We start from the raw sequence: 25,593 nt of genomic DNA on the forward strand, positions 1-25,593 counted from the left end.
CTCTGTTCGGGTGAAGGTGATTGCTGCGGCTCGCTGCCCTTTGGCGAACGAGACTGCAGTGAGTCGACGGGTGTCAGCTGCCCCAGACTTTTTGCGCCTTGGGGGCCTCGGCCAACAGTTGTTCGAGCACTGCACCAATCTCTTCGGGACGCCACTGCGCACCCTTGTCGCGAGTCACTCCAGTTCTCCAGCCATCGCCCAGCGACAGACGACCGCCCTGGCTCTCGATCACCTGGCCGGTCACCTGGCCGGACAAGCTGCTGCCCAGCCACACCACCAATGGCGCAACGTTTTCCGCTGCCCAGGCATCGAAGGCACCGTCTTCGGGCTTTTTCACCACATCAGGCATGGCGCTTTCGGTCATCGACGTACGGGCCGCCGGTGCCAGCGCATTCGCAGTGACGCCATAGCGCGCCAGCTCTGCCGCCTGCACCAGCGTCAACGCGGCGATACCGCCCTTGGCCGCGCTGTAATTGGATTGTCCGACCGAGCCTTGCAGCCCGGCACCGGAGCTGGTGTTGATGATCCGCGCAGCCACCGTCTGACCGGCCTTGGCCTGATCGCGCCAGCGCTTGCCGAGAATGTTCGCCAGGCAGAAGTGGCCCTTGAGATGCACCTGCATCACCGTGTCCCAATCCTCTTCTGTGAGGCTGATGAACATCCGGTCGCGCAGAATGCCGGCGTTATTGACCAGCACATGCACCTCACCAAAGGCTTGCAGCGCAGCATCGACAATGCGCTGGGCACTGACCAGGCTGGTTATGTCATCGGAGTTGGCCAGCGCCTCGCCGCCCAGCTCGCGAATCTCACCAGCGACGTCTTCGGCGGCGTCACGGCGGATGTCGTTGACCAGCACATTGGCGCCTTCGGCAGCGAATGCCAGCGCATAAGCGCGACCCAGACCGCCACCCGCGCCGGTAATGATGACCGTGCGCCCTTCGCAGATTGCCATATGAATTCTCCTGTTCGGTGGCACCGCGAACCCCATGGCGCGCGGCGATAAACGCGCTGGGTTACAGGCGCTCGATAATGGTCACGTTGGCTTGGCCGCCGCCTTCACACATGGTTTGCAAACCATAGCGGCCGCCGCTTTGCTCCAGCTGGTGCAACAGGCTGGTCATCAACCGGGCGCCCGTGGCGCCCAGCGGATGACCCAGCGCAATCGCACCACCGTTGACGTTGGTTTTCGCCGGGTCGTAATCGAGCTCCTTGGCCCAGGCCATGACCACCGAGGCGAAGGCTTCGTTGATCTCTACCCGGTCGATGTCATTCATGCTCAGGCCAGTCTTTTTCAACGCTGCCCGGGTCGCGGCGATCGGCGCGGTGAGGTGCCAGATCGGATCGTCACCGAGCACCGAAAGGTGATGAATGCGCGCTCGCGGGGTCAGGTTGTAACGCTTGAGGGCGGCTTCGGAGACGATTAACAGGGCCGCCGAGGCGTCGCAGGTCTGGCTCGATACAGCCGCAGTGACCGACGGAAACTCAGCGGAAACCGGCTCCAGCTCGGCCATCTTCGCCAGGCTGGTCACCCGCGGGGTTTCGTCGTCCCACACGCCTTCGCAGGGCACGATCTCCTGAGCGAAGCGCCCGCTGCTGATAGCCTCCAGCGCGCGACGGTGGCTTTCCAGAGCGAAAATCTCCATCTGTGCGCGGCTGATGTTCCAGTGATCAGCGATTCGTTGTGCGGCATAAAACTGATTGACCGACTGCTCGCCGAAGCGTGCTTTCCAGCCGCGACTTCCGGAAAACGGATCCGGGAACCCCAGCGCCTGGCCGGCCAGCATGGCCGAGGAAATCGGAATCCGGGTCATGGTCTGCACACCGCCCACGGCGATCACATCCTGGGTCCCGCTCATCACTGCCTGGGCCGCAAAGTGCACCGCCTGCTGGGATGAACCACATTGCCGGTCAATAGTGGTGCCCGGCACATTCAGCGCCAGCCCCGCGGCCAGCCAACTGGTGCGGGCAATGTCCCCTGCCTGGGAGCCGATGGTGTCGACGCAACCAAAGATCACGTCATCGTACTCATCGTCCGGGATCAGGTTGCGCTGCACCAACGCCTTGAGTGCATGGGCGCCGAGGTCGATCGCATGAACATGGGACAACCCGCCCTTGCGCTTGCCGGTCGGGCTGCGCAGTGCGTCGACGATATAGGCTTCAGGCATGCGTCACTCCTCGAAGGTATGGCCCGGCCCAAGCCGGACGGCATCGCCAAGTACGTACTCGGCAACACGGGATTTGTGGAAGGCGCGGTCGCCCCAGGTAGCGTCCAGGGACCAGGCACGCTTCATGAACATCTGCAGGTCGACTTCCCAGGTGTAACCCATCGCCCCGTGTACCTGGATGCCGTGGCGCGCCGCCAGCCAGCTGGCTTCGCAGCAGGCCAGCCGCGCGTGGGACACCCAGACCCCGGCGTTCGCTTCGTTGTTGGCCAGCGCATAAGCCGCGCGATACAGCGCCGGCTTGGCAAATTCGAGCTTGGTCGCGACATCCGCCAAGTGATGCTTGACCGCCTGAAAGCTTCCAATCGGCTTGCCGAACTGCTTGCGCTGGGCGGCGTAGTCGACCGTCAGGTCGAGCATGCGCTGGGCCAACCCAAGCAACTGCCCGGCCACCGACAAGGCTCCACGGTTGAGCACATCGGCCCACAAGGCCCGGCCTTGTTCGCCGCTGCACACCAGGGTTGCGGCGCTCGGCTGCCAGCTGACCCGGCCCAGACGCCGCGAAGCATCGATACTCGGATTAGCCTGTACATCGAACTGTGCCCGCGGCACCGCATGCACTTCGTCGCCATGGGCGAGCAGCAGCAACTCGGCAACATTGGCATCGGCTACCAGCGGATTGACCGGGTGCCCGATGGCGATGCGAATGCTGCCCTCCACCACCCGTTCCAGCCACTCCCCACGGGCCGCTGTTTGTGCCGGCAACGCGGCGATCAAGGCACTGGCAACATAAGCGGTGTCGGCCAGCGAGTCGGGAATCGCGTAGTAACCCAGCTCTTGAGTCATCAACGCCCAGGCCACGTCATCCATGCCCAGGCCACCGAACTCTTCCGGCACCGACAGCCCGGTCAGGCCCTGTTCGGCGATTTTGTTGCGCAAGTCCGGCGAGCGACCGGCATCGGTCTCCCAGATTTCGCGGAGCATCTCCGGCGCAGCCTCGGTCATCAGGAAACGGCTGATGGCTTCACGGAAGGTCAGATGGTCATCGGTAAAGGTAAAGTCCATAACCCGCCCTCACTTCGGCAGGCCGAGCATCCGCTCGGCGATGATGTTGCGCTGGATCTCGTTGGTTCCGGCGTAGATCGGACCGGCCTGGGCAAACAGGAAGCCTTCCAGCCAACCGTTGGTGTCGGCATCGGGGGCATCGCAGAGCAATTCGCCTCGCGTACCGAGAATCCGCATGGCGGTTTCGTGCATGCTCAGGTCGAGTTCCGACCAGATGATTTTGTTGGTGCTCGATTCGGCACCAATTTGCGCACCACGGCTCAGCCGGCCGACGGTGTGATAAGCGGACAAGGCATAGGCTTCAGCCCCCATCCAGGCCTGCGAGACTGCCTCGCGAATGGTCGGGTCGCGGTCAGCGCTGGTCTGGTTGGCCTTGTACAGCTCAACCAGCTTGCGCGCCGTGTACTGGAAGCGCGCCGGCGAACGCAACAGCAATCCGCGCTCGAAGCCGGCGGTGGCCATTGCCACGTGCCAACCCTGGCCTTCATCGCCAATGCGGTTTTCCACCGGCACCCGCACGTCATCGAAAAACACTTCGGCAAAGGCATCCTTGCCGTTGAGTGCCTTGATCGGGCGAATTGTCACGCCCGGTGTATCCAGCGGCACCATCAAAAACGACAGACCGTGATGCCGTGAAGAGCTCGGATCGCTGCGAAACAGACCGAACAACCAGTCGGCGAAAGTGGCCCGAGTCGACCAGGTTTTCTGGCCGTTGAGTACATAGCAATCACCGTCGCGAATAGCCTTGCTGCTGATCGCAGCCATGTCGGACCCTGCATTTGGTTCGGACCAGCCTTGTGCCCACATGTCGGTGCTGGCGGCCATGCGTGGCAGGAAGCGTTTTTTCTGCGCCTCGGTGCCAAATTCCATCAGCGTCGGTCCGAGCAACAGCTGGCCGTTCTGATTGACCCGCATCGGCGCGCCGGCACCGTAATATTCTTCTTCGAAAATCAGCCACTCGATCAGATCACAACCACGCCCGCCCAACTCGGTTGGCCACATGACCATGGACAGGCGGCTGTCGAACAACTTCGCCTCCCATTGCCGGTGCTGTTCGAAACCCTCACGGGTGTCATAACTGGCCAGCGGCTCGGCGGGCAGGTTGGCGGCCAGCCAGGTGCGGACTTCCTGACGGAAAGCCTTCTGTTTCGGGGTATAGGCAAGTTCCATGATCGGTCCTCAGAACTTCGCTTCACGTTTTTCGACGAAAGCCCGACGGGTCTCGGCCGAGTCTGGCGAGGTGTAAGCCTGCAAGGTAAAACCCTGCTCCCAGCGGTATTTGTCTTCCAGGTTGCCGTCCTCAATGCCGTTCAACGCCTCTTTGGCGATACGAATCATTGGCGGACTTTTCGCGGCGATCTTCCCGGCGATTTCCAGCGCGGTTTCACGCAGCCGCTCACGCGACACCACGCGCTCGATGAAACCGTATTGCAGGGCCTCGGGCGCGCCGATCTTGTCGCCGGTAAAGAACAGGTAGCGAACCTTCTGCACCGGGAACAAACGCTGCAGGTGCGCGCCCCCGCCCATGGCGCCCCGGTCGACTTCGGGCAAGGCAAAGGTCGCGCAATCGGAAGCGACCACGATGTCCGCTGCCCCGGTGATACCAATACCGCCGCCCAGCACGAAGCCGTGCACGGCGACGATGACGGGCACCGGGTTGCGGTGCACCGCCTTGAACGTGGCGTAGTTACCGGCGTTGACCGCGACGATGCGCTCCGGGTGGGTGTCCAGCTCCTTGATATCGACACCCGCACAGAAACCACGGCCTTCGGCACGGATCACGATGACCCGTACTTCAGGGTTGGCCCCCAGCGCGTCGATACACGTGGCCAGGTCCATCCACTGCTGGCTGTCGAGGGCATTGACCGGTGGCTTGTCGATTACCAGTTCCGCGATACCCGCCTCGATGTTGGTGTGAAATGCGCTGCTCACGTTTGCTCCCGGATGGCGATGGCCACGTCAAGGGTCGAATTCATTGGCTGGAATTCAGTATGAGAAGCGCAGGCTGGAGCCTCATCGTCCGTTGGGACTAAACAGGTGCCGAGCTGATCAGCAGGGCCTGTCCTGGACAAAAAATGTTCCTTGTTTCACAGGTCGGGCGGGGGAAGTAGTCCGTTCGGACGATGTAGTTTCAAACGCTTTACTTATTGTGACGCAATGGGAGTGGGCCAACTTTCCCCACTCCTGCGAATAACGATCATTGAATCTGTACAGACTTTGAGGTCGCCATGATAATAAAAACAAAACCAATGCTGGCTTTTATACTCATCAGCAGTGCGCTGTCCCTGGGCTTGCTATCACTCCCCAAGGCCCCTCGACTTGTCGCGGTGGACACCTGCAACACCCTTCCAGCAACGTGCGCTATGCCACCCATTTCACTTGATCGACTACAGCCGTAGACCATGACCTGTCGGCAGCGGCAGATACTCATGACGAACTGGCCGCCATCAATACACAGCTCGACGCTCCTTTACCCGCCCCGGTCGGGTGACGGGCCGCAATGCACTCGAAGGATGTGATTGGGACTAAGGTGGCGTCCGTATGGGCGTGGTCTTGCCCATCAGAGCGCTACAATATGTCGCTGTTGAAGTGCACCCCGGTTATGGGTGCCTCCGTTCTTCACGTGGGCAGTGGGGACGTCATCAAGGGCAACGGTCCAGCATCGATAGACAGCGTTGCCGAGCGCATCAGGACTGCGCGCAGGCTGCGTTCGGCGTCATTGACAATTTCGTCTATCAACTGTTCACAGCTTTTGAGTTCACTGATCGCGGCCGCCACTTGACCACTCGGCAGGATCCCCTCGTCGGGGAAACCGTCGACCATTGAGCGCTGCAACAAGACCGGCTGGTTGGCCGCCATCACCGTCTGCGAGACTGCGCCCGGATCTTCACGCACGGCCTGGACGAACACGCTGAGCATATGGCCCAGGCTCATACCGGTCTGCTGTTTCCACTGCCAGGCACTGCGCAGGGCAATCCGCAAACGACCCAATGAACCGGCGTGTTCGAGGCGGTTGATGAAGGCATTTTCGATCATTCGGTGACGCATGCCGTCGACCGCCGTGGTCACGCGGATCTGCTGCGGGTCGGTGACCGTCAAATAGTGTTTGAGTGTGGCCGCAGGCGTCGGCGATTCATGGGTCATCAAAAAGCGTGTGCCCATGGCAATACCTGCCGCGCCGCTGGCGAGCGCACCCGCCAACCCGCGCCCCGTGGAATAGCCGCCGGCAGCAATCACCGGCACCTTCACCGCATCCAGCACCTGGGGCAGCAAAATGGTGCTCGGCACACCGCCGGTATGGCCGCCGCCCTCACCGCCCTGAATGGTGATCATGTCGGCTCCCAGCTCGACAGCCTTGAGCGCATGCTTGAGCGCACCGACGGTGGGAATACACAGCACGCCCGCGTCTTTGAAGCGGCCGATGGTCCTTTTGTCCGGACCGCGCCCATAGCTGACGGCACGCAGACGGTACTTGATCGCAAGGTCAACGCACTGGGCGGCGTTTTCCTGGAACATATGAAAGTTCAGACCGAAGTTGCTGTTGCCGATTGCGTCGATCACCCGTTGAAGTTCAGCTTCCAGTTGCTGCGCTGGAATGGTCGCTCCGGCAAGAAAGCCGAACGCTCCGGCGCGGCTGCTGGCAATCACCAGATTCGCATCGGCGACCCAGCCCATGGCGGTCTGTACGATCGGATAGCGACAACCCAAGGCAGCGGTCAGCGGCGTTTCAAGCCAATGCTTCATACGCCCTCTCCCCCGGCAGCCTTTTTGTTGGCCTGCACCATCGCTTTGGCATCGTAGCCGCCCAGTTTGTCACCCGATAACAGCTCGTTGTGACTGTGAGCGAAGTGGTGCCAGGCAAAGACCGCGTCCATGGCTGAACGCTTGCCTTGCAGATCCTCGACGTGGTTGATCGCCTGCTTGGTCAGTGCCAGCCCCATACGCGGCTGTTTGGCGATAGCCGCTGCCAGGGCATAGGTGCCGGCTTCGAGTTCATCGCGGGCAAACAGGCGATTGACCATGCCCATCTGATAGGCCCGCTCGGCGCTCATACGATCGCCGGTAAACAGAAACTCCTTGGCGATGCGCGGGTTCAGTTCATACGGGTGAGCGAAGTATTCGACACCCGGAATCCCCATGCGCACCACCGGGTCCTGGAAGAACGCATCGTCACTGGCGACAATCAGGTCGCACACCCACGCCAGCATCAGCCCACCGGCGATACACGCGCCATGGACCATGGCAATCGTCGGCTTGGGCAGTTCGCGCCAGCGCCGACACATGCCCAGATACACTTCCTGCTCACGAGCGTAGAGGAACTCACCGCCGGGCTTGTTGGTGTGATCCCACCACAGGTGGGCACGTTCGAATGGCTTGTTGATGTCGCGTCCAGGCGTACCGATATCGTGGCCCGCCGAGAAGTGTTTGCCGTTGCCGCGCAGCACGATGACCTTGACCGCATCATCATTCACCGCTTCACGCAGGGCCGCATCCAGGGCATAGGTCATCTGCGAGTTTTGCGCGTTGTTCACGCCGGGTCGGTTCAGGGTCAACGTGGCGATACCGTCTGCCACGCTATAAAGCACCGGGTCCTCGGTTTCATAGACCGATGTGTCGATACGCTCGACGAATTCACTGTCGCTGCTGCTCATACTCACTCCTTGCCTTCAGACCGAACGGATGCCCGCAGGGTTGCCCTTGAGCGCCGCTGCACGGTAATCGTGAGGATCAAGTCGACGAATCACCGCCAGTTGCTCAGCGGTGGGATGCGCGGTTTCCTTGAGATCGGGCGCACGCAGCAGCGCGAATCCGGTTTTCTCCTGCACTTCATCAAAACTCACGCCGGGGTGCAGCGAACGCACTTGCACCGCCCGCTGCGGACCACCGAAATCCATCACGCACAGATCAGTGACAATCAGGCGGATATCCATCAACTCGCGATTCATACCCTCTTGCCAGCGCTCGGGGTTGAAACCAACACCGGAGACCATGTCCACCTCGCCTGCAACAAAGGCCCGGGTGTTATGTGCCGGAATGAAAAACGAGTTGATGTGATTAATGCTGTTGCCCGGCAGACCGCGCACGCCGAGCATCGCCACCTTGGGTTTGTGGTAGTCGCCGATGCACGACAGGTTGGTCTGGCCAAAACGGTCGACCTGGGTCGGCCCGATCATCGCGTGACGACGGCCACCCCAGACACATTCGAATACCCGCTCAAAGGACAGGTAACCGGAGTAACGCGGGACGTAATCGCCACGCGGGCCGAGCGGGATCGGCTCCTCCACCAAAAACGCCTCGCTGTCGGTCATCAACAGTTCCGGGCTGTGGGTCAGCTTGGCCAGGCTCGCACCCAGACGCGGGATAACGCCCAGGCCCGAGGCGACGATCTCGCCATTGCCGCGCCAGGCTTCGGACGCGGCGACAATCAACAGCTCGGCCAGGGTGAAATTAACGGTATCAGTCATGTTCGATTCTCCTTAAAACACCGGCAGCGGCAATGAACCCAAGCGTTCGGCACCGCCATTGTTGGCCTGATAGGCCGTTTCACCGGGTGTCACGAATTCGTCGAGGTAGGCTTGCCAACCACCCTCTTCACTGGCACTGGCGCTGTAGCGCTTCAGATGAGCCATGTCCCAGCCGTAATCGGAGGGGCAAGACGTCGGGTGCGCACCAAAGGGGGCATGCACTACGCCGCTGACTAGGTAACGCTCGAAAGTGTTGAAGCGAGCCTGGGTGGCGTCGAGGCTCAGGCGCTCTTCAATGTGCTCGCAAGAAACGAAACACTGTTTGGCGGCGCGGGCGAACAAATGGTCGAAATAGGCATCGGTGCCGGTGATCAGGGTATTGCCCAAGCGGTCGGCGACATTCACGTGCAAGAAGGCCATGTCCAGGTTCAGGGCTGGCATGGCCAACAGCACTTCACCGTCGGCATAGGGTGACTGCACCTGGCGTATTTCCGGGTTGAGCCGGCTGACATCGGTGGCCAGGCCACAGCGGGTCGGCAGAAACGGCAGGCGCATGCCTGCGGCACGCAGGCCCCATTGCAGCATGCCTTCATCGAGCTCCATCAACTCCAGCTCCCCGGCCTCACGGGCCCGGCGAAAATAAGCTTCCAGCGGAATCGCATCGAGGGTGGCAAAACCGAACACCAGCTTCTTGACCTTGCCGGCGGCACACAACATGCCGACCTCCGGGCCACCGTAAGCGACCACCGTCAGGTCCTTGACATCGGAGCGCAGGATCTCGCGCACGATGGCCATCGGTTTGCGCCGTGGCCCCCAACCGCCGAAGCCGATGGTCATACCGTTTTGTAATTGTGCGACGACATCCGCCGCTGTCATTTGCTTGTTCATCTGTCTACTCCTCACTGCTGACCGACGGAAAAGTCGTGCCCCCACAAACTCACACGGGTGAACTCGAACGCACTGTGCTCCTGCCAGTCGACCTGCAGACCGCCGAAGCCGTACTCCAGATCGAATCCGGACGGGGTTTTCATGTAAAAGGAAGTCATCTGGTCATTCAGGTGCTGCCCCAGCGTGGCCGACAACGGCACGGCATGGGCGATCCGGCGGTCATGGGCGCGCCCCACCTCGGTCATCGACTCCACTTCCACCATCACGTGGACGCAGCCCGACGCCACCGGGAACTCGGCCAAGGCCAGGCTGTGATGACGGCTGTTGCGGCAATGCAGGAAGTGAATACGAATCGGCTCGACAGCCGGGTCAGGCCGGAAGTTGAAGATGTCCGACAGTTCGAAGCCCAGCACATCCTTGACGAAGGTCAGCGTTGCGTCGAAGTTCGGCGCAGGCAGCACCGTGTGCCCAAGCCCCATGTCCCCGGTCACAAAACCCGGCACGCCCTGAGGTGAAACGAATGGCTGGCAATCGGAACGATGACCCCAACTCAATTCGTGGCAATTACCCGAGGGGTCCTTGATCTGCACCAGCGCCTGAACACCGCGCTGATCACACTGTTCTGCCGAGCCCGTTTGCCAACAGACGTCGGCCTGCTCCAAAACCTTCAGCGCCGCCTTGAACGCGCCCTCGCTGGGCAGTTCCCAACCAGAAGCCAGGTAGCGCGATTGCGCGCCAGGCACGATCAGCATGCGAAACGGCCGCTCATCCATCTTCACGTACACAGCACCGCCGGGGGCGGGGGCCACCATCATGCCGAGCACGTCCTGGGCGTAATCTTGCCAGCGCGTGAGGTCTTCGCTCTCTGCCACGAAGTAGCTCAAGCCACGGATGTCGATCATGTTTGCTGCTCCTCAATCGCCGGGTTCATTGGCTGATGAGCAGTATGGGAAGCTTGGGTCAGAGCCTCATCGTCCGTTGAGACTAAGGCTGGCGCTGCACGGGATTGCACGGGCTTTGCAGGAAGCACGGCTTGCCGGCGATGGCGTCCTTGAGATTGCCATCGCGAGCAAGCCCGCTCCTACTGGACCACGGGCTTACATGTAGAGAATCACCAGATCGTTGATCACCGACGGTCGCTCGTTACCGACCACATGGGTGTTCAATTCCAGGGTCAACTGGGTCCCGCGCTTGAGGCGCTCGACGCTTTTGACTCTGGCCCGGGCGTGGATCTTGGCTCCCGCAGGCACCGGCGCCGGGAAGCGCAAGCGGTCCGAACCGTAATTGAGCATGTTGGTGAAACCGGTGATCTCGAAACCCAGCGCCAGCTTCATCCGCGATTGCAGCACCTGAACCAGTGCGCCATGGGCGATGGTGCCGCCGAAGGGACTCTCCTTGCGCGCACGTTCCGGGTTGATATGAATCCAGTAGTCATCGCCGGAGAGTTCGGCAAACGCATCGATCAAAGCCTGATCGACCACCAGCGAATTGCTCCATGGGCTGAACTCGTCGCTGACCAGCGACTGCAGCGCTACCTCGTCGTCGAAGGCGATCTGGCGTACAGCACTGGCAGGTGTCGCCGCTTCGACAGGCGCTTGCTCGACTGACCTGAGCGTTTGCAGGCTCACGGCGTCCTTGTCCAGCCCGGTGAACCGCAGCAGGCGATTGCCCTTGCCATCGACCTCGGCAAACACCGGTTGCAGGCGCATGCCGATGCTGATTTCAGACTCGTCGAGGCCGACCAGGTTGCTGTTGATCCGCACCCCCTCGTCCAGCTCGATGACAGCCAGCAGCTGTGGCATTTCATCGACGAAGTCCGGCAGCGTGGCGATCCGCGTCACGGTGTAGCTGTACAGCGAGGCCCCCCCACTGACTTCACGCCAGGCCAGGTCATGGGCCAGGCAGCTGGGGCAGTGCCGACGTGGGTAAAAGACCCAGTGAGTGCATGCATTGCACTGCTGAATGAGCAGACGTTCGGCGTTGAGGCCGTCCCAGAACGGTGCAGAAATTTCGGTCGGGACCGGCATTGGTTTGTTGTTCGACATGTTGCTCATGCTCCCTGAAGTATCAACGCGCCCTGCTCACTCATCACGCCACCGGTACCGGAAACGTAGACGGTGTCGCAGTGCTCAAGCTGACGCTCGCCGGCCTCACCGGCAATCTGTGTCACCGCTTCGATCACCTGGGACATGCCACCGGCCGAGCCGGCCTGACCAAAGCTGAGCTGACCACCGTGGGTGTTCATCGGGAAGTCGCCGCGCCAGGTCAGGTCGTGCTCGCGGACGAAACTCATGCCCTCGCCCTTGGCGCAGAAGCCGGCGTCTTCAAGTGTCAGCAAAGCGGTGATGGTGTAACAGTCGTAGATTTGCGCCGCATCGACATCGGCGGGCTTGAGCCCGGCCATTTCGAAGGCGCGGCGTGAAGCCGGGCCAATCGGGGTCTGGAGCATGTCTGCGGCATAGGACGGCGATTTGAACGCCAGGTGCTCGCCAAAACCGGTGATGAACGCCGGACGTTTGCGTGCCCGTGCGGCGACTTCTTTGGACGCGATGATCAGGGCGGCACCACCGGCCACCGGCATGACAATTTCCAGCACGTGCAGCGGGTCGGCCACTCGCTTGCTCGCCAGCACCTGCTCGATGGTCAACGGCTGGCCGTAGAACATCGCCTGCGGGTTAGCCTGGGCATTGGTGCGCTGGTCCACGGCAATCTTCGCCAGGGCCCTTGGATCGTAGCCATACTGCGCCGCATAACGCTGAGCAATCATTGCATAGCCCGTGTTCTGGCCCATGTGCCCGTAAGGCAGGTCGAACTCGGCTTCGGGCGCACCAAAGACCGTACTGTGGCCGCCAAACCGCATGGCACGGGCCATCCAGCTTGGGTCTTCATCCGGCCCCATCGGCGCCAGCCGTGCAGGCAGCACGCAGAGCACCGCCTGGCAAAGCCCCAGTTCGATAGCGGCCGCGGCACGCCAGACCATCCCTACCGAGGTGCAGCCGCCCAGGTCGACAACTTCGGCGAAATTGAGTCGCAGGCCCAGGTATTCCGCCGCCATGGCCGGGACAAATACCGAGGCTTCATGAAATTGCGGACCATTGATCACCAACCCATCCAGGTCCTCGGCGCGCAGGCCGGCATCCTGCAAGGCCTTGGCCGCCAGATCGGCGACCTGCTCCAGGTGGAACATCCTCGGTGCAGTGGCATACTTTTCCGGTTTGTACTGAGCGGCACCGATAATCGCCGCATGACCTTTGAGACCCATGAATACCTCACTCCAAGGCTAAGCGCTTCGGCTTATCTGTGTGTAAAAAACGATGCGTGGGGCGAAATCCACAGGTCTCGCCCCGGCCTCATCAGAAGCTGTATTTCATCGAAAAGGTCGCGTAGTCGCGGTCGGCCAGCTGGCGCGTGACGGGGTCCGGCGACCCCAGATAGCCGATGTACTTGAGCGACACTTCAAGGTTCCCGAGGTATTTGAACGTGGTGCCGGCACTCAGACGGCGATCCCCGGCAGCGCCGGAAATGGTCCCCGACATGGGCGCGGAACCGCTAAATACGTCGGAGAACGTGAAGGGCACATCAAGGTCCCATCCTTCGAACACCCCCGGATAACTGAACGCCGCACCGACGGTGTAAGCCATCGCACTTTTCGTGCGCCAGGCCGTGGCCGTCCTGTAGGAGAAATTATTGGACGATGCCACCAGTGGTGCGACCTGAGGAATCAGATTAAGCCCCTGCAGATTGGGCGCTGCCGAGGTGTCGTCGACGCTGTCGGCCTGGACCCGGACGATCTCCCCGGTCAGCACGGTCTGGTTGGCCCACGGACGGTCGCCAAGAATGCGCATGGCCGAAATTTGCATCTGCTGGCCCTTACCACGTGCAGGCACTGGACCCAGGCCAGTGTCGACCATGACCGGTGCGCCATCGCGGTAAGACCATTCGGCACCCAGCTGGTATTCACCGAGCTTGGTCGAGGCACTGATACCGGTGAGTTTAATGTCTTCGAAATACTCGATCTTGTAGCCATTGCTGCGCAAGGCATACCGCCCGCCCCCCACGGCGACCGGGTCATAGCCGACCATCGCGGTGGCCGGGTTCTTGTCGTGATAGTGGACGTGAAACAGCGACAGTTCGACGGCCGGGATTGGCCGGAAACGCACTTGCGCGCCCCACTGACCACTATTACGCGGCTCGTCGGTGCCACGGTATGGAATATTCGCGGGTGAGCTGATGATGAATTCCCGGCCAGGACCGACCACATCGGTGGTCGACAGGTAGCTACCCACTGGCGGCAGTTCGGTGCCCTTCCACTCATACTGCACATAGGCACCGAAGGTGATCTTCGGGCTGATACGGTAGGCTGCCGAGAACTGTCCTACTGGCAACAGGACTTCCTTGACTTCAACCCCTGGCTGCGAGGCCTTGACCGCATCGGATGGGCTCTGCACACCGTTGACACCTGGGTAATACAGGCTTTCACCCCAGGACTCGACATGGCGACCGGCCTTGACGTCGAGCATGCTGTCGTTCTCGAAGCGCCAGCCACTGAACACATAGGCGTCGAGCAAACGCGTGCGCCCACCGCTGTAGTAGCGCGCGGCGCTGGTGAATTCGTCATTGTCTCCGGCCTTGTTCACCGTAGCCGGCGAGTTGTTGTCGTTGGTGTGGTGATAGACATCGTCATAGAAGGTACTGGCGCGCACCACGGCCCCGTAATTGTCCTTGCGCAGGATCATTTCACCCAGGGCACCGACCCGGTTGGTCGTGAGGCTGCCAGCATCGAAGTTGCGGTCTCCATCATCGGCATTGGGGGTCAACAACCGCCCACTTGGTTTTGCCAGCCGCACCCCCAGGCCATAACTGGTGGTGACCGTCCAGTCGATGGTCGCGCCATTGTCGAATTCCACTGTTTCACCCGACCAGGCTGGGGTAGAAACCAGCGCGATGGCGACTGCCAGGCTTGCGACCTGAAAGCTCTGCGGACCATGCTCAAGATACTTATTGTTTTTTTTATTGATCACACTGCCTCTCCTGAATGATGGCCGACTGGCCCCATAGAATGTTCAAGCGTTAGCGATGATGTGTTCCTGAACTTCGGACCGCTCAGCTCCCCCGAGCGGGTCTCAAACCGACATTCCCGGAGGGGTCCGTCGATAGCGATGAAGTCCATCGTGCTCCTCACGCACCAGCCTCCCCTCGGCGATGAGGTAGTTGGCATGGGCCAACGTTTCACCGATAGCCATCAGTTCGTCGAAACGACCTGACAACTTCACAAACAACACTGCCATCAGCTCCAGCGCCGTTCGCGGTTGCTCACAGGCATCGAGCATTTTTTCCAGGTGCGCGCGATGGTGATCACGCAGCTGATCCAGGCGCTCATGCAGGTTGAAGAACGGCCGCTCGTGAGCCGGAAGCACCAGTACGTCGGCCGGTACCTCGCGCAACCGCTCAATGGAATCGAGCCAGTCACGCAACGGATCGGCCTCAGGCTCAGTGACATGGACACAGACAACCGAGGTGATTCGCGGCAGCACCTGATCGCCGGAAATCAGCAGGCCGTCGGCCTCCGATAACAGACACGCATGCTCAGGGGAATGGCCACGGCCAATCACCACTGTCCAGCGCCGGTTTCCAATAGTGAGCTGACTGCCTTCGCGCAGCCGCCTGAAGCCAGCCACCAGGGCAGGACGAAAGTGCCCGGACTGAATCATCGGCAGCAGGGCGCTCGCCTGGTCATGGCTGAACCCGGCCTTCTCATAGAAATCGAAAAAACCCCAATCGGGTATCGGGTCAGTCGGCGCACCGTGGTGCAGCGACTGGAACTCGGCGAGCGTCATGTACACCGGGCAGCGAAAGCGTTCGCTCAGCCAACCGACGACACCGGTATGGTCTGAGTGGAAGTGAGTGCAGATCACTGCGTGCACTGGCAAACCGGCAAATACCTGGACGAACACCTGCTCCCAGACTTCGCGGGTCTGCTCGGTGTTCAGGCCTGTGTCGACCACCACCCAGCCGTCGCCATCGCGTAACAGGTAAAGGTTGATGTGGTCCAGGCTGAACGGCATCGGCATTCGCAGCCAGAACACCCCCGGCGCCACTTCGCGAACCTGACCATTGGCCGGTGCCTGGGGCCAGGGGTAGCGCAGGCCCGTACGCCATTCGTGGCCCTGGTTGTCGAGCTCAGACATGGGTATCACCTGCATAAGCCAAAAGGCCGATACGGGCCAACACCTGCGCCGAATACGGCAGGTAGCTGCGCGACTGCTCATCGCGAATGTACAAGGGGTCTGCGAATGCCTGTGGGTCATAACCCTGGCGCTGCAAGTCGACCTTGCGCAGCTTGAAGGTACTGGTCAGGTCCGCCGCAGCCGAAACGCGAACGAAGATCGGTGCCGCATAACGTGGCAAACGGGCCTGGGTCAATGCGTAGAAAGCTTCAGGATCAAAGCGCTGCCCCGGTTGCATCAACACCGCCGCCATACCGGCCCGCCCTTCTTGCTCAGGCACCTGCACGCCATAGACGTTAATCAGTTCCAGCCCCGGCAGATCACTCAGCGCATCGGCCACTTCCTGAGTGGAAACGTTTTCGCTCTTCCAGCGATAGGTGTCGCCGATACGGTCGACAAAATAGAAATAGCCGTCCTCGTCATAGCGCAACAGATCACCGGAGCTCCAATAGGCATCGCCTACCTGGAACACATCGCGGCGAATCTTGCTCTCGGTGGCCTGCGCCGAGGTATAGCCTTCGAAACGCCCGCCGCCGATCTGCGGGTGGTCGACGATAAAGCCCATGGCCTCGCCAATCTCTCCCACCTCACACCGTTGATAGAAGCCCTGGGCGTCCCGTGGATGGCTGTCACTCTCAACGTCATAGCGCACCAGTCGCAGGTTGGTCTTGTTCCAGTCCGGCACCCGGCCGCACGAGCCGACACGGTTATCGACGTTGATCAGGTTGGCATTGGCCTCAGTAGCGCCCCAGCCCTCAAACACCTGCAGCGGACCAAACCGCTCGATCCAGCGCTGCCAGGACTCGGCGGTCAAGCCGGCACCGAGCATGCAGCGCAGGCTGTGATTGCGCTCACCAGCAGCAGGTGGCTGGTTGAGCAGATAGCGACAGATTTCGCCGATGTACTGGAACACGCTGATTCGGTGACTGCGAACATCACTCCAGAACTCGCGGACGCTGAATTTGCGCCGCACCACGATGCTGGCACCGACGCGCAATGCCGTGGAGGTCACCGAGGTTGCCGCCGCCCCGTGATAGAGCGGCAGGCAGCAGTAAAAAACATCCTCGGCGGTTGCCTTGAGCGTCACTTCCATCACGTCACCCGACGACATCCAGCGCATATGGCTGTAACGCGCGGCTTTCGGCAGACCGGTGGTGCCAGAGGTGAAAATCAACAACGTCGTCGACTCGGCCGGCAGTTCCGCGCGCAGGTCCCGCGGGAAAGCTCCACGTGGCGCAGCGGCCAGTTGCGCGGCAAAGGTGCTGTCCACATGAGCCGGCAAAGGCCCGTGATGAGGGTTTTCGCTATCGGGAATCAGCCACCAGGGCAGATCCGGTAAACCTTCGGTGGCCAGCAAATTGTTCAGGCACTCTTCGCCCAGCACCACAGCCTTGGCACCGATGGATTCCAGGGCGTGCACCAACGGTCGCCCATTGACTTGGGTATTGATGAACGCCACCACCACACCGAGCTTGACCAGACCAAACCAGCTGAAGAAAAACGCCGGCCGGTTTTCCATGGCAATGGCGCAAACGTCACCCGCTCGCAACCCTTTGGCATGGAATAAATGAGCCATTTGGTTGGCGCTGGCGTCCACCTCGGCATAACTCAGGTTCTGCCCACGGTAGATCAGGAAAGTTTTGTCGGCGAAACGCCGGGCCTGTTCTTCCAGGCGATCGGCGAGGGTATAGCGGTCAGCCGGCTTGATTTGCCCACTGGCCACGGCCCGACGATCGAGCTCGGCCTGAGTCTGCTCGCGGGGTACCGGCTTGCCTTGGCTGTTGGACAGGGCCTCTGGAACCAGCCTGTTCACAGCTTCACTCAGCGCCCCGCTCATACCGCCACCCCCGACGCCGTCGGATAATCCGAGTAGCCCTGAGGACCCGGCGTATACAGGGTCTTGCGATCAAAACGGGTCAATGGCAAGCCCTGACGCAGACGCTCGACCAGGTCCGGGTTAGCAATGAAATGCCGGGCGAACGAAACGGCCTCGCACTGGCCGGCTTCCAGCGCTGCGCTGGCTGAAGCGGCATCGAAGCCGTCATTGAGGATCAAGCCACATTGACTGTGCCGTTGAGCCAGGGCAAACGCATCCAGCTCTTCCAGGGGCGAACGCATAATGTGCAGGTAAGCCAGGCCCAGCGGCTCGGCAGCACTGCAGAGCGCTGCCGCGGTGGCGGCCGGGTCGGCATCGCTGATGTCGTTGTACGAGTTGCCCGGGCACAGCCGGAAGCCGACCCGTCCAGCGCCGATGCTGGCGGCCATGGCCGCCAGCACTTCGACCGGGAAGCGCACGCGATTTTCGGTGCTGCCGCCATACCGGTCATCGCGCAAGTTACTGCCCGACGCCATGAACTGCATGGGCAGATAGCCGCTGGTGCAATGCAACTCGACACCGTCGAAGCCCGCTTCACGGGCATTCATTGCCGCACGGCGGTACTCCTCGACCACGCTGGCAATTTCGCTCAGCTCCAGGGCGCGCGGCTCATCGGTGTCGACCAGTCCGACGGCGTCGCTGAATAGCTGGGTCCGCGCACGCAGGGCCGAGGGCGCTACTGTCGCCGAATTCGCTGGCTTGTTGTGATGGCTGGCGGCCCGCCCGACATGCATCAATTGCAAAACAATACGGCCACCGGCTTCATGCACCGCGTGGGTCACATGGGCCCACCCGGCAATCTGCTCGTCGTTGTAGATGGCCGGCGTACGGCAATAGCCAAGGCCATCGGCAGACGGCGCAGTGCCTTCGGCAACGATCAGCCCGGCACTGGCGCGCTGACGGTAATAGTCGACCATTTCGGCAGTGGGTACCGCACGGGCGTCGGCACGGCTGCGGGTCATCGGCGCCATGACGATGCGGTTGGCCAGTTCCAGTTCACCCAGCCGCACAGGCTCGAACAAAATGCTCATGTGTGATCCTCAGCGCACGCGAATCTTCGGTGCACAGGCACCGCGTCGCAGGGTAGAAAGAAAGTGTTCAAGGGGGGCGGCAGCCGCCACCTCGGGCAAGTGATCCTTGTCCGGTCGGCTGGCCCAGAACTCGGTCCAGGAGGGAAACAGGTCGTGGAAGGTCCCGGCATAGGGTTCGCGTCCGGGCCAGCGGATTTTCTGGCTGCCGATCGGCGGTTTGTTGAGGTCGCTGGCGTACCAGTAGCACGGCAGGCGGCGACGGAAATACCAGCGGCCATTCATGCGCTGATAATCGTCCCAATACAGCATCTGCATGGTCACCCACTCCGGGCCGGTCTCATGCTCATTCTTGGAATACACCACGCCCACCGCATGGTCGGCGTCGACGAATTCGATGATGTGCTGGCCCAGATGGTGCGAAGTCCCGGTGAACTGGTCGCGCAAGGTGTCGTCGACCCATGCCTTGAGATGGGCGCGACCGGTTTTTTCACGACCGACGCGGATGTCCTCAGCGAACAGATTGACGTGGGCATCCAGGTCGCGCATGTCCAGCGACAATGAATATTTACCGGCCAACTGGCGAATTTCTTCAATCGACTCAAGTCGATCAAGACGGCTATGCAAGGTGTTCTGTTCCATAAACGGTGTCCTTAAAACAATGATCCCGAGGGCATGCGCTGCGCCTGGGTTACTCGAGTACGGTGTACAGCTCACTGCTGCGGCCGCCATCGACTGGCAGGCTGGCACCGGTGATGTAAGAGGCTTCGTCGCTGGCGAGAAACAAAATCGCGTTGGCCACTTCCAGCGGCAAACCGACACGCTTGAGCGGGATCAGTTTTTCGGTGTTGTGACGGGTCTTCTCGTCGGCGAGCATGCCGGCGGTGGCCGGGGTATCCACCACTCCCGGGATCACTACGTTGCAGCGGATGTTGTGACTGGCACCTTCGGAGGCAGCAGCCCGGCTGAAGTTGATCACCGCGGCTTTCGCTGCCGAGTAGCCCGCCATCCACGGCGTGCCGAACAGGCCACAGATAGACGCGATATTGATGATTGAGCCGCTGCCCTGAGCGCGCATCAGGCCCATTGCCGTGCGGGTGCCCCAGAACGTACCGTCGACCGTGGTGGTGAAATTCGAATGCCAGTCACGGGTTGAGGTGTTGTCGATCGCGCCCCAGCTATAGGCCATGGCGTTATTCACCAGGATGTCCAACCGGCCATGGCGCCTGGCAGCCGCAGCGATGGCGCCGACATAGGCGTCTTCATCGCTGACGTCCGCCACTTCACACTCGGCGTTGCCACCGGCATCGCGAATCAGCGCAGCCACCGCCTGCAAAGGTTCAATCCGCCGACCGCAGAGCACCACGGTGGCGCCCTCCTCGGCAAAACGCAGGGCCGTGGCCGCGCCGATGCCCGAACCGGCACCACTGATAAAGGCGATTTTTCCTTGCAGACGTGTGCTCATTGCGCGCTCCCGGATGGTGTGCAAATCATTCAGATAAAGGCCATGCCGCCATTCACTGCCAGGTTCTGCCCGGTAATGAACCCGGCATCTTCACTGGCCAGAAACGCCGCAACCCGAGCGATTTCGTCGGTTTCGCACATGCGCCCCAACGGGATGGCCTTGAGCATGGCCTGCATCCAGTCGTCCGCAATGCCGGCCATCATTGGGGTATTGGTCGGCCCCGGGACGATGGTGTTAACCCGAATGCCGCTGGCCGCCAGTTCCCGTGCCATGCTGCGGGTCAGGCCCATCACTCCGGCCTTGGCTGCGCAGTAATGGCTCGGCCCTTCACCGGTCAGGGCGGCGGTACTGGAAATGTTGATCACCGACCCAGGGGTGCCGGCCTTAAGCATCAATTTGACCGCTTCGCGGCTGCAGAAAAACGTCCCCGTCAGGTTGACCCCGATCACCCGGTGCCAATGCTCATCCGGAGTTTCGGCAAACGCATCAATGGAACCGACGCCTGCGTTGTTGACCAGAATGTCGAGCCGCCCGAAGCGTGCTTCGACGGTCGCCATGGCGGTTGCCACCGAGTCGCTGTCAGCCACATTGCAGACAACCGCCAGGGCTTTCTCAGCAAAGCCTTCGACCGTCTGCCGAGCCGCCTCCAGGTTGATATCGGCAGCCACCACCAGCGCGCCTTGCTCAGCAAAGTAGCGGACAATCGCCTGGCCCATGCCCTGCCCGGCACCTGTGACGAATGCGACTTTGTTCAACAACTTCATGAAGCTTCTCCCGCATGCCAGAATCCAGTCCCTCCGCAGCTGGACGGCTGACGGTGGAGTACGGAAGCAATCATTGACTGCGCAAAAAAGAACAACATCGTCCGATGGGACTAAGGCCCGGGCATCGGGGGTGGTCTGAATGGACGATGTCGGTCGTACGGCACCTGGCGATGATCCTGCCCACTAGAACAAGACCGGGAGTACCCGTTGTGAACTCACCTCTACGCCCCACCTGGCGGACCCACTACGCGTTGTTCGTGCTGGCCGCCATCTACATCTTCAATTACATCGACCGCCTGCTGATGGCGATTCTGATTGAGCCGGTGAAGGCCGAGTTCGGCATTTCCGACACAGGCATAGGCCTGCTTTCCGGTGTCACCTTTGCCGTGTTCTACACCCTGTTCGGCTTTCCGCTGGGGCGACTCTCGGACCGGATCGGGCGTAAACCGGTTATCGCCCTGAGCTGTATCGCCTGGAGCCTGATGACCATGTTCTGCGGGCTGGCAGGCAGTTTCCTGATGCTGGTGGTGGCGCGGATCGGGGTGGCCATTGGTGAGGCTGGCGGCACGGCCCCTTCAATGGCCATGGTGTCCGACCTGTACCCGCCCGAACGCCGTTCGACGGCGCTGTCGGTGCTGATGCTGGGCTCCAGCCTCGGCGCCGTTTTTGGTCTGGGGTTGGGCGGCTGGATCGCCCAACACTACGGCTGGCGCTTCGCCTTCGTCGTCATTGGCGCACCGGGGATCCTGCTGGGCCTGCTGCTGATGTTCACGGTCCGAGCGCCGAAACCCGCGCAACGGGTCGCCACGCCTTCAGTGCGCCGTGAGGACTGGCGCAGCACCATGAGTTCGCTGCTCCAGACCCCATCCTTCCTGTGGATCGTCCTCACCGGCGGTTCTGCGGCGATCGCCGGCTACGCCATCGGTACCTGGAGCCCAAGCTTTCTGATTCGCTCCCACGGCCTGAGCCTGCAGGACGCCGGGTTGCTGGTCGGGGTAGTCGGTGGCACAGGCGCGGCCATTGGCACCCTGACCTGCGGCATCCTTTCTGACCGCTTGTCGCGCCGTGATGTCGGCTGGCAAATCGGTGTACCACTGCTAGGCACATTGATCAGCATTCCTTTCGCCCTGGCTTACTTCCTTTGGCCATCGGGGATCGCGTTCCATATCGGCACAATCCCGGTCCCCCAGGCGTTCATCTTCTACAGCGTGTTCGCATTCTTTGGCACCTGGTGGGCAACGCCGTGCCTGGGTGCAATCTCGCACCTGTTTCCGGCCACCCGCCTGGCCCAGGCCACGTCGATTTTCGTGATGTCCATGACCCTGCTCGGCGTCGGCGTCGGCCCGCTGCTGATCGGCATGCTCAGCGATTACTTTGCCCCGACCCTGGGCGCTGAAGCCCTGCGCTATGCATTGGCTTCGTCGATTTCACTGCTGGTGCTGGCCTCGGTATTCCTGAGCCTGGCCCTGCCGCGCTATCGCACCCAAATGACCCGCCCTGCCGAACCCGCCGCGCCAGTGGCTGAACCCATTACGGCCTGATTCCTGGAGACTGAATGATGACTGAGCAAGACCTTCCCCTACCCATCGGCCATTTCGTCACGCTGGACAGCGGCCTGCGCCTGCACTTTCTCGATGAAGGCAGCGGCCCGGTGGTGCTCTGGCTCCACGGCAGCGGCCCCGGCGCCAGTGGCTTCAGCAATTTCAAAGGCAACTACCCGCAATTCGCAGCGGCGGGTTTTCGCAACCTGGTGGTCGACCTGCCGGGTTTCGGCCGCTCTGACAAACCAGAAGATGCACAGTACAACCTTGAGTTTTTCGTCAACGCCATGTCCGGTTTTCTCAAGGCTGTCGGGATCAAGCGTTGCACCTTGCTCGGCAACTCCCTGGGCGGGGCCATTGCCCTGGGCCTGGCCCTGGCCGAGCCGGAGCGCGTAGACAAGCTGATCCTGATGGCTCCCGGTGGCGTTGAGGACCGCGAAACCTACTTCAAGATGGTGGGCATCCAGCGTATGGTCGAGCTGTATAACGCAGGCCCCTTGGGCATCGAGCAAATGCGCCGGATCATGAGCCTGCAACTGTTCGACAGCTCCCAGCTGGACGACAAATTGCTCGCTGAGCGAGTGGCGGTGGCCGTGCATCAGCCTCGTAATCTGTTCACCACCATGATGGTGCCGAACATGACGGAGCGCCTCGAAGAGCTGCGGGCACCGATCCTCGGATTCTGGGGCACCGACGATAATTTCAATCCGCCCAGCGGCGCGTTGAAAGTTCTGAGTCACGCTCCCGATGCGCGCTTCATCCTGCTCAACCGCTGCGGACACTGGGTCCAGGTGGAACACCGCGAACTGTTCAATCAGTCCTGCCTGGAGTTTTTGCGCACTCGATAGACCTGTACCGACTGCGACCCCTGGGTCGCAGCCCCCCTCAGATCACCCGCTCGGGCTGAAATAACAATGACCAACTTCTCTCATTTGCTCTCACCGGGGCGCATCGGTTTAATCCAGATGCGCAACCGGATCATCATGGCGCCCATGGGCTCCAATTTCGCCGAGGCCGACGGCCATTGCGGCGAACGTATCCAGGCTTATTACGAGGCCCGCGCTCGCGGCGGTGCCGGACTGTTGATCATGGGCGTGTGCTCCGTGGCCTTCCCGGCGGGCACCGCCGAACCGTTTCAGGTCGGCGTGTCCTCCGATGAATTCATTCCCGGTCTCAGCCGTCTGGCCGAACGGGTTCACCAGCATGGCGCGAAAATCGCCATGCAGCTTCAGCACGCGGGTAAAACCTCGGTCCGCGACATGGCTGAAGGCCGTCAACTCTGGGTGCCGTCGGTGCCACCGGTGCTACAAAGCGACATGATGGCCGCCTTGACCCCGGAAGAACTGGCCAACTTCGTCAGTTCCATGAAACGCCGCGCTGAAGGCTCGCCGATCCGGGTCATGGATCAGGCTGACATCGCGCAAATGATCGAGTGGTTCGCCTCGGCCGCAGAGCGCGCCAAGCGGGCCGGTTTCGACGGCGTCGAGCTGCATGCCGCCCACGGTTACATCATCGCCGGCTTCCTGTCGGCCTATTACAACCGGCGTGAAGACCAGTACGGCGGCACTCTGGAAAACCGCGCCCGCTTGTTGCTGGAAATTGTGGCCGCTGTCCGCGCCCGGGTCGGCAACGAATTTGCGCTCTGGTTGCGCCTGGATGCCGAAGAACTGCACACCCCCGGCGGTATCAGCCTGGAAGACGCCCAGGCCGTTGCGCGCATGGCTGAAGCCGCTGGCGTAGCCGCAATCAGTGTGTCGGCCAGCGCCCGAATCACCAGCGGGACCGTTTTCACCGAGGCGCCATTGGTGCACGAGCCCGGCGGTTTTTTGCAATGGACCACAGCGATCAAACGCAGCGTGAAAGTGCCGGTTATTGCTGTCGGCAGAATTGAGCCCGAGGTGGGCGAAGCCGCCCTGGCCCGCGGTGATTGCGACTTTATCGCCATGGGTCGCAAATTACTCGCCGACCCGGATTTGCCGAACAAACTGCTGACCCATCAGCAACAAGCGATCCGTCCGTGCATTTACTGCTATGTCTGTGTCAGCCAGATTTTCGTCAATGAACGGGTCAAGTGTGCGGTCAACCCAATGACCGGCCATGAGTTCGAGTACGTGCTGACCCCCGCCGCCACGCCAAAGCATCTGGTGGTGGTCGGTGCCGGGCCTGCGGGTATGGAGGCCGCACGGGTCGCCTCCCTGCGCGGGCATCAGGTGACCCTGATTGAGCGCAGTGACCGGCTCGGCGGCACGCTGTTTTTTGCCGGTTTAGCCTATGCCGAGAATGCCCGGTTGCTGGAAAACCTGAGGTACCAGGTACAGGCATTGCCGATCGAAATTTGCCTGAACACCGAAGCCAATATCACCCTGCTGCGTGATTTGGGCGCCGACCAGGTGCTAGTCGCCACCGGTGCTCAACGTGAAGCGCCGGCCATTCCCGGTGCCGATCAGGACCACGTCTGGAGTGGCGATGAACTGCGCCGGTTGATGACCGGCGACCGCGCCGATGAAATCGCCAGGCGCAAACTGTCCCTGACCCAACGCACCCTGATGAAAGCCGGTAGCCTGGTGGGTGTGACCGACAGTACCGAGGCCATGCAAAAGCTGTCGCGGGTCTGGATGCCCTTGGGCAAACGGGTAACGATCATCGGTGGCGGCCTGGTGGGACTGGAACTGGCCGAGTTTCTGATCGCCCGTGGACGCCAGGTCTGTGTGCTCGAAAGCGGCAGCCATTTGGGCCGCGAGCTGGCGATTGTGCGTCGCTGGCGAGTGCTGCACGGCATTCGTCTGCACGGTGGCGAGTTGCTGACCGGTGTGACCGTCACGGCCATCGAAGGCAAGCGTGTTTGCTATCAACGCGATGACGGCCAGATCGGGGAAAGCCTGGCTGACTCAGTCGTCCTGGCCATCGGCGCCCAGCCCGATACTCGTCTCAGCGACGCGCTGAACACCGCAGGCCTGAGCGCCAGCAGCATTGGCGATTGCCAGAACATCGGTTACATCGAAGGCGCCATCAGCGCCGGCCACCGCGCCGGCCGCGAAGCCTGACCCCCCTCCCCCCCGGGACGGCTCAGGCCGTCCCACTCTTCTTATCAGATCAGATGCAAACCCTGTGG

Annotated in this window: 22 protein-coding genes; 3 read left to right on the plus strand and 19 right to left on the minus strand. The window is 61.5% G+C overall.

All coding sequences use genetic code 11. The annotated features are described in order from the left end of the window. Positions 1-73: 73 nt before the first annotated feature. The 19 genes from HK44_RS16715 to HK44_RS16805 form a co-directional block, all read right to left on the minus strand. Positions 74-952 (minus strand): SDR family oxidoreductase, encoded by an 879-nt coding sequence (locus tag HK44_RS16715; protein ID WP_019690353.1) that lies wholly within the window; start codon positions 950-952, stop codon positions 74-76. Between the two features lie 61 nt (positions 953-1,013). Continuing rightward, entirely contained in the window at positions 1,014-2,165 is a 1,152-nt protein-coding gene (locus tag HK44_RS16720; RefSeq protein ID WP_019690352.1) for an acetyl-CoA C-acetyltransferase, read from the minus strand. A 3-nt stretch (positions 2,166-2,168) separates the two neighbouring features. Next, positions 2,169-3,227 carry an acyl-CoA dehydrogenase family protein gene (locus tag HK44_RS16725; protein WP_019690351.1) on the minus strand — a complete coding sequence of 353 codons (1,059 nt, stop codon included), beginning with the start codon at positions 3,225-3,227 and terminating at the stop codon, positions 2,169-2,171. 9 nt (positions 3,228-3,236) lie between these two features. After that, positions 3,237-4,397, minus strand: a complete 1,161-nt coding sequence (locus tag HK44_RS16730) for an acyl-CoA dehydrogenase family protein (protein WP_019690350.1) — start codon at positions 4,395-4,397, stop codon at positions 3,237-3,239. Between the two features lie 9 nt (positions 4,398-4,406). Next, a complete protein-coding gene (locus HK44_RS16735) occupies positions 4,407-5,159 on the minus strand; it encodes an enoyl-CoA hydratase family protein (protein ID WP_019690349.1) in 753 nt (250 codons plus the stop codon). 687 nt (positions 5,160-5,846) lie between these two features. Further along, positions 5,847-6,971: an NAD(P)H-dependent flavin oxidoreductase gene (locus HK44_RS16740; protein WP_019690347.1), complete on the minus strand. Its 1,125-nt coding sequence runs from the start codon at positions 6,969-6,971 to the stop codon at positions 5,847-5,849. Continuing rightward, entirely contained in the window at positions 6,968-7,879 is a 912-nt protein-coding gene (locus tag HK44_RS16745) for an enoyl-CoA hydratase (protein WP_019690346.1), read from the minus strand. The genes HK44_RS16740 and HK44_RS16745 overlap by 4 nt, the downstream gene beginning before the upstream one ends. 15 nt (positions 7,880-7,894) lie before the next feature. Further along, the gene (locus tag HK44_RS16750) at positions 7,895-8,692 is read right to left on the minus strand and encodes an acyl CoA--acetate/3-ketoacid CoA transferase subunit beta (protein ID WP_019690345.1); all 798 of its coding nucleotides are present in this window, start codon (positions 8,690-8,692) and stop codon (positions 7,895-7,897) included. Positions 8,693-8,704: 12 nt separating this feature from the next. After that, entirely contained in the window at positions 8,705-9,580 is an 876-nt protein-coding gene (locus tag HK44_RS16755) for a CoA transferase subunit A (protein WP_019690344.1), read from the minus strand. Between the two features lie 11 nt (positions 9,581-9,591). Then, positions 9,592-10,482, minus strand: coding sequence for a VOC family protein (locus tag HK44_RS16760; protein WP_019690343.1), 891 nt, complete (start codon positions 10,480-10,482; stop codon positions 9,592-9,594). A gap of 195 nt (positions 10,483-10,677) precedes the next feature. Then, positions 10,678-11,625, minus strand: a complete 948-nt coding sequence (locus HK44_RS16765; protein ID WP_024265010.1) for an OB-fold domain-containing protein — start codon at positions 11,623-11,625, stop codon at positions 10,678-10,680. 5 nt (positions 11,626-11,630) lie between these two features. Continuing rightward, positions 11,631-12,842: a thiolase family protein gene (locus tag HK44_RS16770; RefSeq protein WP_019690341.1), complete on the minus strand. Its 1,212-nt coding sequence runs from the start codon at positions 12,840-12,842 to the stop codon at positions 11,631-11,633. Between the two features lie 91 nt (positions 12,843-12,933). Then, a complete protein-coding gene (locus tag HK44_RS16775; protein ID WP_019690340.1) occupies positions 12,934-14,601 on the minus strand; it encodes a DUF1302 domain-containing protein in 1,668 nt (555 codons plus the stop codon). A 102-nt stretch (positions 14,602-14,703) separates the two neighbouring features. Then, positions 14,704-15,768: an MBL fold metallo-hydrolase gene (locus HK44_RS16780; RefSeq protein WP_019690339.1), complete on the minus strand. Its 1,065-nt coding sequence runs from the start codon at positions 15,766-15,768 to the stop codon at positions 14,704-14,706. Beyond that, a complete protein-coding gene (locus tag HK44_RS16785; protein ID WP_019690338.1) occupies positions 15,761-17,644 on the minus strand; it encodes a long-chain-acyl-CoA synthetase in 1,884 nt (627 codons plus the stop codon). The genes HK44_RS16780 and HK44_RS16785 overlap by 8 nt, the downstream gene beginning before the upstream one ends. Further along, positions 17,641-18,714: an alkene reductase gene (locus HK44_RS16790; RefSeq protein ID WP_019690337.1), complete on the minus strand. Its 1,074-nt coding sequence runs from the start codon at positions 18,712-18,714 to the stop codon at positions 17,641-17,643. The genes HK44_RS16785 and HK44_RS16790 overlap by 4 nt, the downstream gene beginning before the upstream one ends. A gap of 9 nt (positions 18,715-18,723) precedes the next feature. Continuing rightward, on the minus strand, positions 18,724-19,353 hold the full coding sequence (locus tag HK44_RS16795) for a nuclear transport factor 2 family protein (protein WP_019690336.1): 630 nt from the start codon (positions 19,351-19,353) through the stop codon (positions 18,724-18,726). A 49-nt stretch (positions 19,354-19,402) separates the two neighbouring features. Continuing rightward, positions 19,403-20,176: an SDR family NAD(P)-dependent oxidoreductase gene (locus tag HK44_RS16800; protein WP_019690335.1), complete on the minus strand. Its 774-nt coding sequence runs from the start codon at positions 20,174-20,176 to the stop codon at positions 19,403-19,405. Between the two features lie 29 nt (positions 20,177-20,205). After that, positions 20,206-20,940, minus strand: a complete 735-nt coding sequence (locus HK44_RS16805) for an SDR family NAD(P)-dependent oxidoreductase (protein ID WP_019690334.1) — start codon at positions 20,938-20,940, stop codon at positions 20,206-20,208. A 209-nt stretch (positions 20,941-21,149) separates the two neighbouring features. On the opposite strand from HK44_RS16805, the gene HK44_RS16810 reads away from it, so the two are divergent. The 3 genes from HK44_RS16810 to HK44_RS16820 all read left to right on the plus strand — a co-directional run bounded on the left by HK44_RS16810 (position 21,150) and on the right by HK44_RS16820 (position 25,525). Beyond that, the gene (locus HK44_RS16810; RefSeq protein ID WP_019690333.1) at positions 21,150-22,481 is read left to right on the plus strand and encodes a spinster family MFS transporter; all 1,332 of its coding nucleotides are present in this window, start codon (positions 21,150-21,152) and stop codon (positions 22,479-22,481) included. 17 nt (positions 22,482-22,498) lie between these two features. Then, positions 22,499-23,329 carry an alpha/beta fold hydrolase gene (locus tag HK44_RS16815; protein WP_024265012.1) on the plus strand — a complete coding sequence of 277 codons (831 nt, stop codon included), beginning with the start codon at positions 22,499-22,501 and terminating at the stop codon, positions 23,327-23,329. 66 nt (positions 23,330-23,395) lie between these two features. Further along, positions 23,396-25,525 (plus strand): FAD-dependent oxidoreductase, encoded by a 2,130-nt coding sequence (locus tag HK44_RS16820; RefSeq protein WP_019690331.1) that lies wholly within the window; start codon positions 23,396-23,398, stop codon positions 25,523-25,525. Positions 25,526-25,593: the final 68 nt, after the last annotated feature.

The sequence above is a fragment of the Pseudomonas fluorescens HK44 genome (genome assembly GCF_000217955.3).
In the GTDB taxonomy this organism is placed as follows: Bacteria; Pseudomonadota; Gammaproteobacteria; order Pseudomonadales; family Pseudomonadaceae; genus Aquipseudomonas; species Aquipseudomonas fluorescens_AQ.

What these genes read in the sequence shown, in the direction of transcription:
- HK44_RS16715 (WP_019690353.1), bottom strand. Translation starts at nt 952, where the DNA reads ATGGCAATCTGCGAAGGGCGCACGGTCATCATTACCGGCGCGGGTGGC.
- HK44_RS16720 (WP_019690352.1), bottom strand. Translation starts at nt 2,165, where the DNA reads ATGCCTGAAGCCTATATCGTCGACGCACTGCGCAGCCCGACCGGCAAG.
- HK44_RS16725 (WP_019690351.1), bottom strand. Translation starts at nt 3,227, where the DNA reads ATGGACTTTACCTTTACCGATGACCATCTGACCTTCCGTGAAGCCATC.
- HK44_RS16730 (WP_019690350.1), bottom strand. Translation starts at nt 4,397, where the DNA reads ATGGAACTTGCCTATACCCCGAAACAGAAGGCTTTCCGTCAGGAAGTC.
- HK44_RS16740 (WP_019690347.1), bottom strand. Translation starts at nt 6,971, where the DNA reads ATGAAGCATTGGCTTGAAACGCCGCTGACCGCTGCCTTGGGTTGTCGC.
- HK44_RS16745 (WP_019690346.1), bottom strand. Translation starts at nt 7,879, where the DNA reads ATGAGCAGCAGCGACAGTGAATTCGTCGAGCGTATCGACACATCGGTC.
- HK44_RS16750 (WP_019690345.1), bottom strand. Translation starts at nt 8,692, where the DNA reads ATGACTGATACCGTTAATTTCACCCTGGCCGAGCTGTTGATTGTCGCC.
- HK44_RS16755 (WP_019690344.1), bottom strand. Translation starts at nt 9,580, where the DNA reads ATGAACAAGCAAATGACAGCGGCGGATGTCGTCGCACAATTACAAAAC.
- HK44_RS16760 (WP_019690343.1), bottom strand. Translation starts at nt 10,482, where the DNA reads ATGATCGACATCCGTGGCTTGAGCTACTTCGTGGCAGAGAGCGAAGAC.
- HK44_RS16765 (WP_024265010.1), bottom strand. Translation starts at nt 11,625, where the DNA reads ATGTCGAACAACAAACCAATGCCGGTCCCGACCGAAATTTCTGCACCG.
- HK44_RS16770 (WP_019690341.1), bottom strand. Translation starts at nt 12,842, where the DNA reads ATGGGTCTCAAAGGTCATGCGGCGATTATCGGTGCCGCTCAGTACAAA.
- HK44_RS16780 (WP_019690339.1), bottom strand. Translation starts at nt 15,768, where the DNA reads ATGTCTGAGCTCGACAACCAGGGCCACGAATGGCGTACGGGCCTGCGC.
- HK44_RS16785 (WP_019690338.1), bottom strand. Translation starts at nt 17,644, where the DNA reads ATGAGCGGGGCGCTGAGTGAAGCTGTGAACAGGCTGGTTCCAGAGGCC.
- HK44_RS16790 (WP_019690337.1), bottom strand. Translation starts at nt 18,714, where the DNA reads ATGAGCATTTTGTTCGAGCCTGTGCGGCTGGGTGAACTGGAACTGGCC.
- HK44_RS16795 (WP_019690336.1), bottom strand. Translation starts at nt 19,353, where the DNA reads ATGGAACAGAACACCTTGCATAGCCGTCTTGATCGACTTGAGTCGATT.
- HK44_RS16800 (WP_019690335.1), bottom strand. Translation starts at nt 20,176, where the DNA reads ATGAGCACACGTCTGCAAGGAAAAATCGCCTTTATCAGTGGTGCCGGT.
- HK44_RS16805 (WP_019690334.1), bottom strand. Translation starts at nt 20,940, where the DNA reads ATGAAGTTGTTGAACAAAGTCGCATTCGTCACAGGTGCCGGGCAGGGC.
- HK44_RS16815 (WP_024265012.1), top strand. Translation starts at nt 22,499, where the DNA reads ATGACTGAGCAAGACCTTCCCCTACCCATCGGCCATTTCGTCACGCTG.
- HK44_RS16820 (WP_019690331.1), top strand. Translation starts at nt 23,396, where the DNA reads ATGACCAACTTCTCTCATTTGCTCTCACCGGGGCGCATCGGTTTAATC.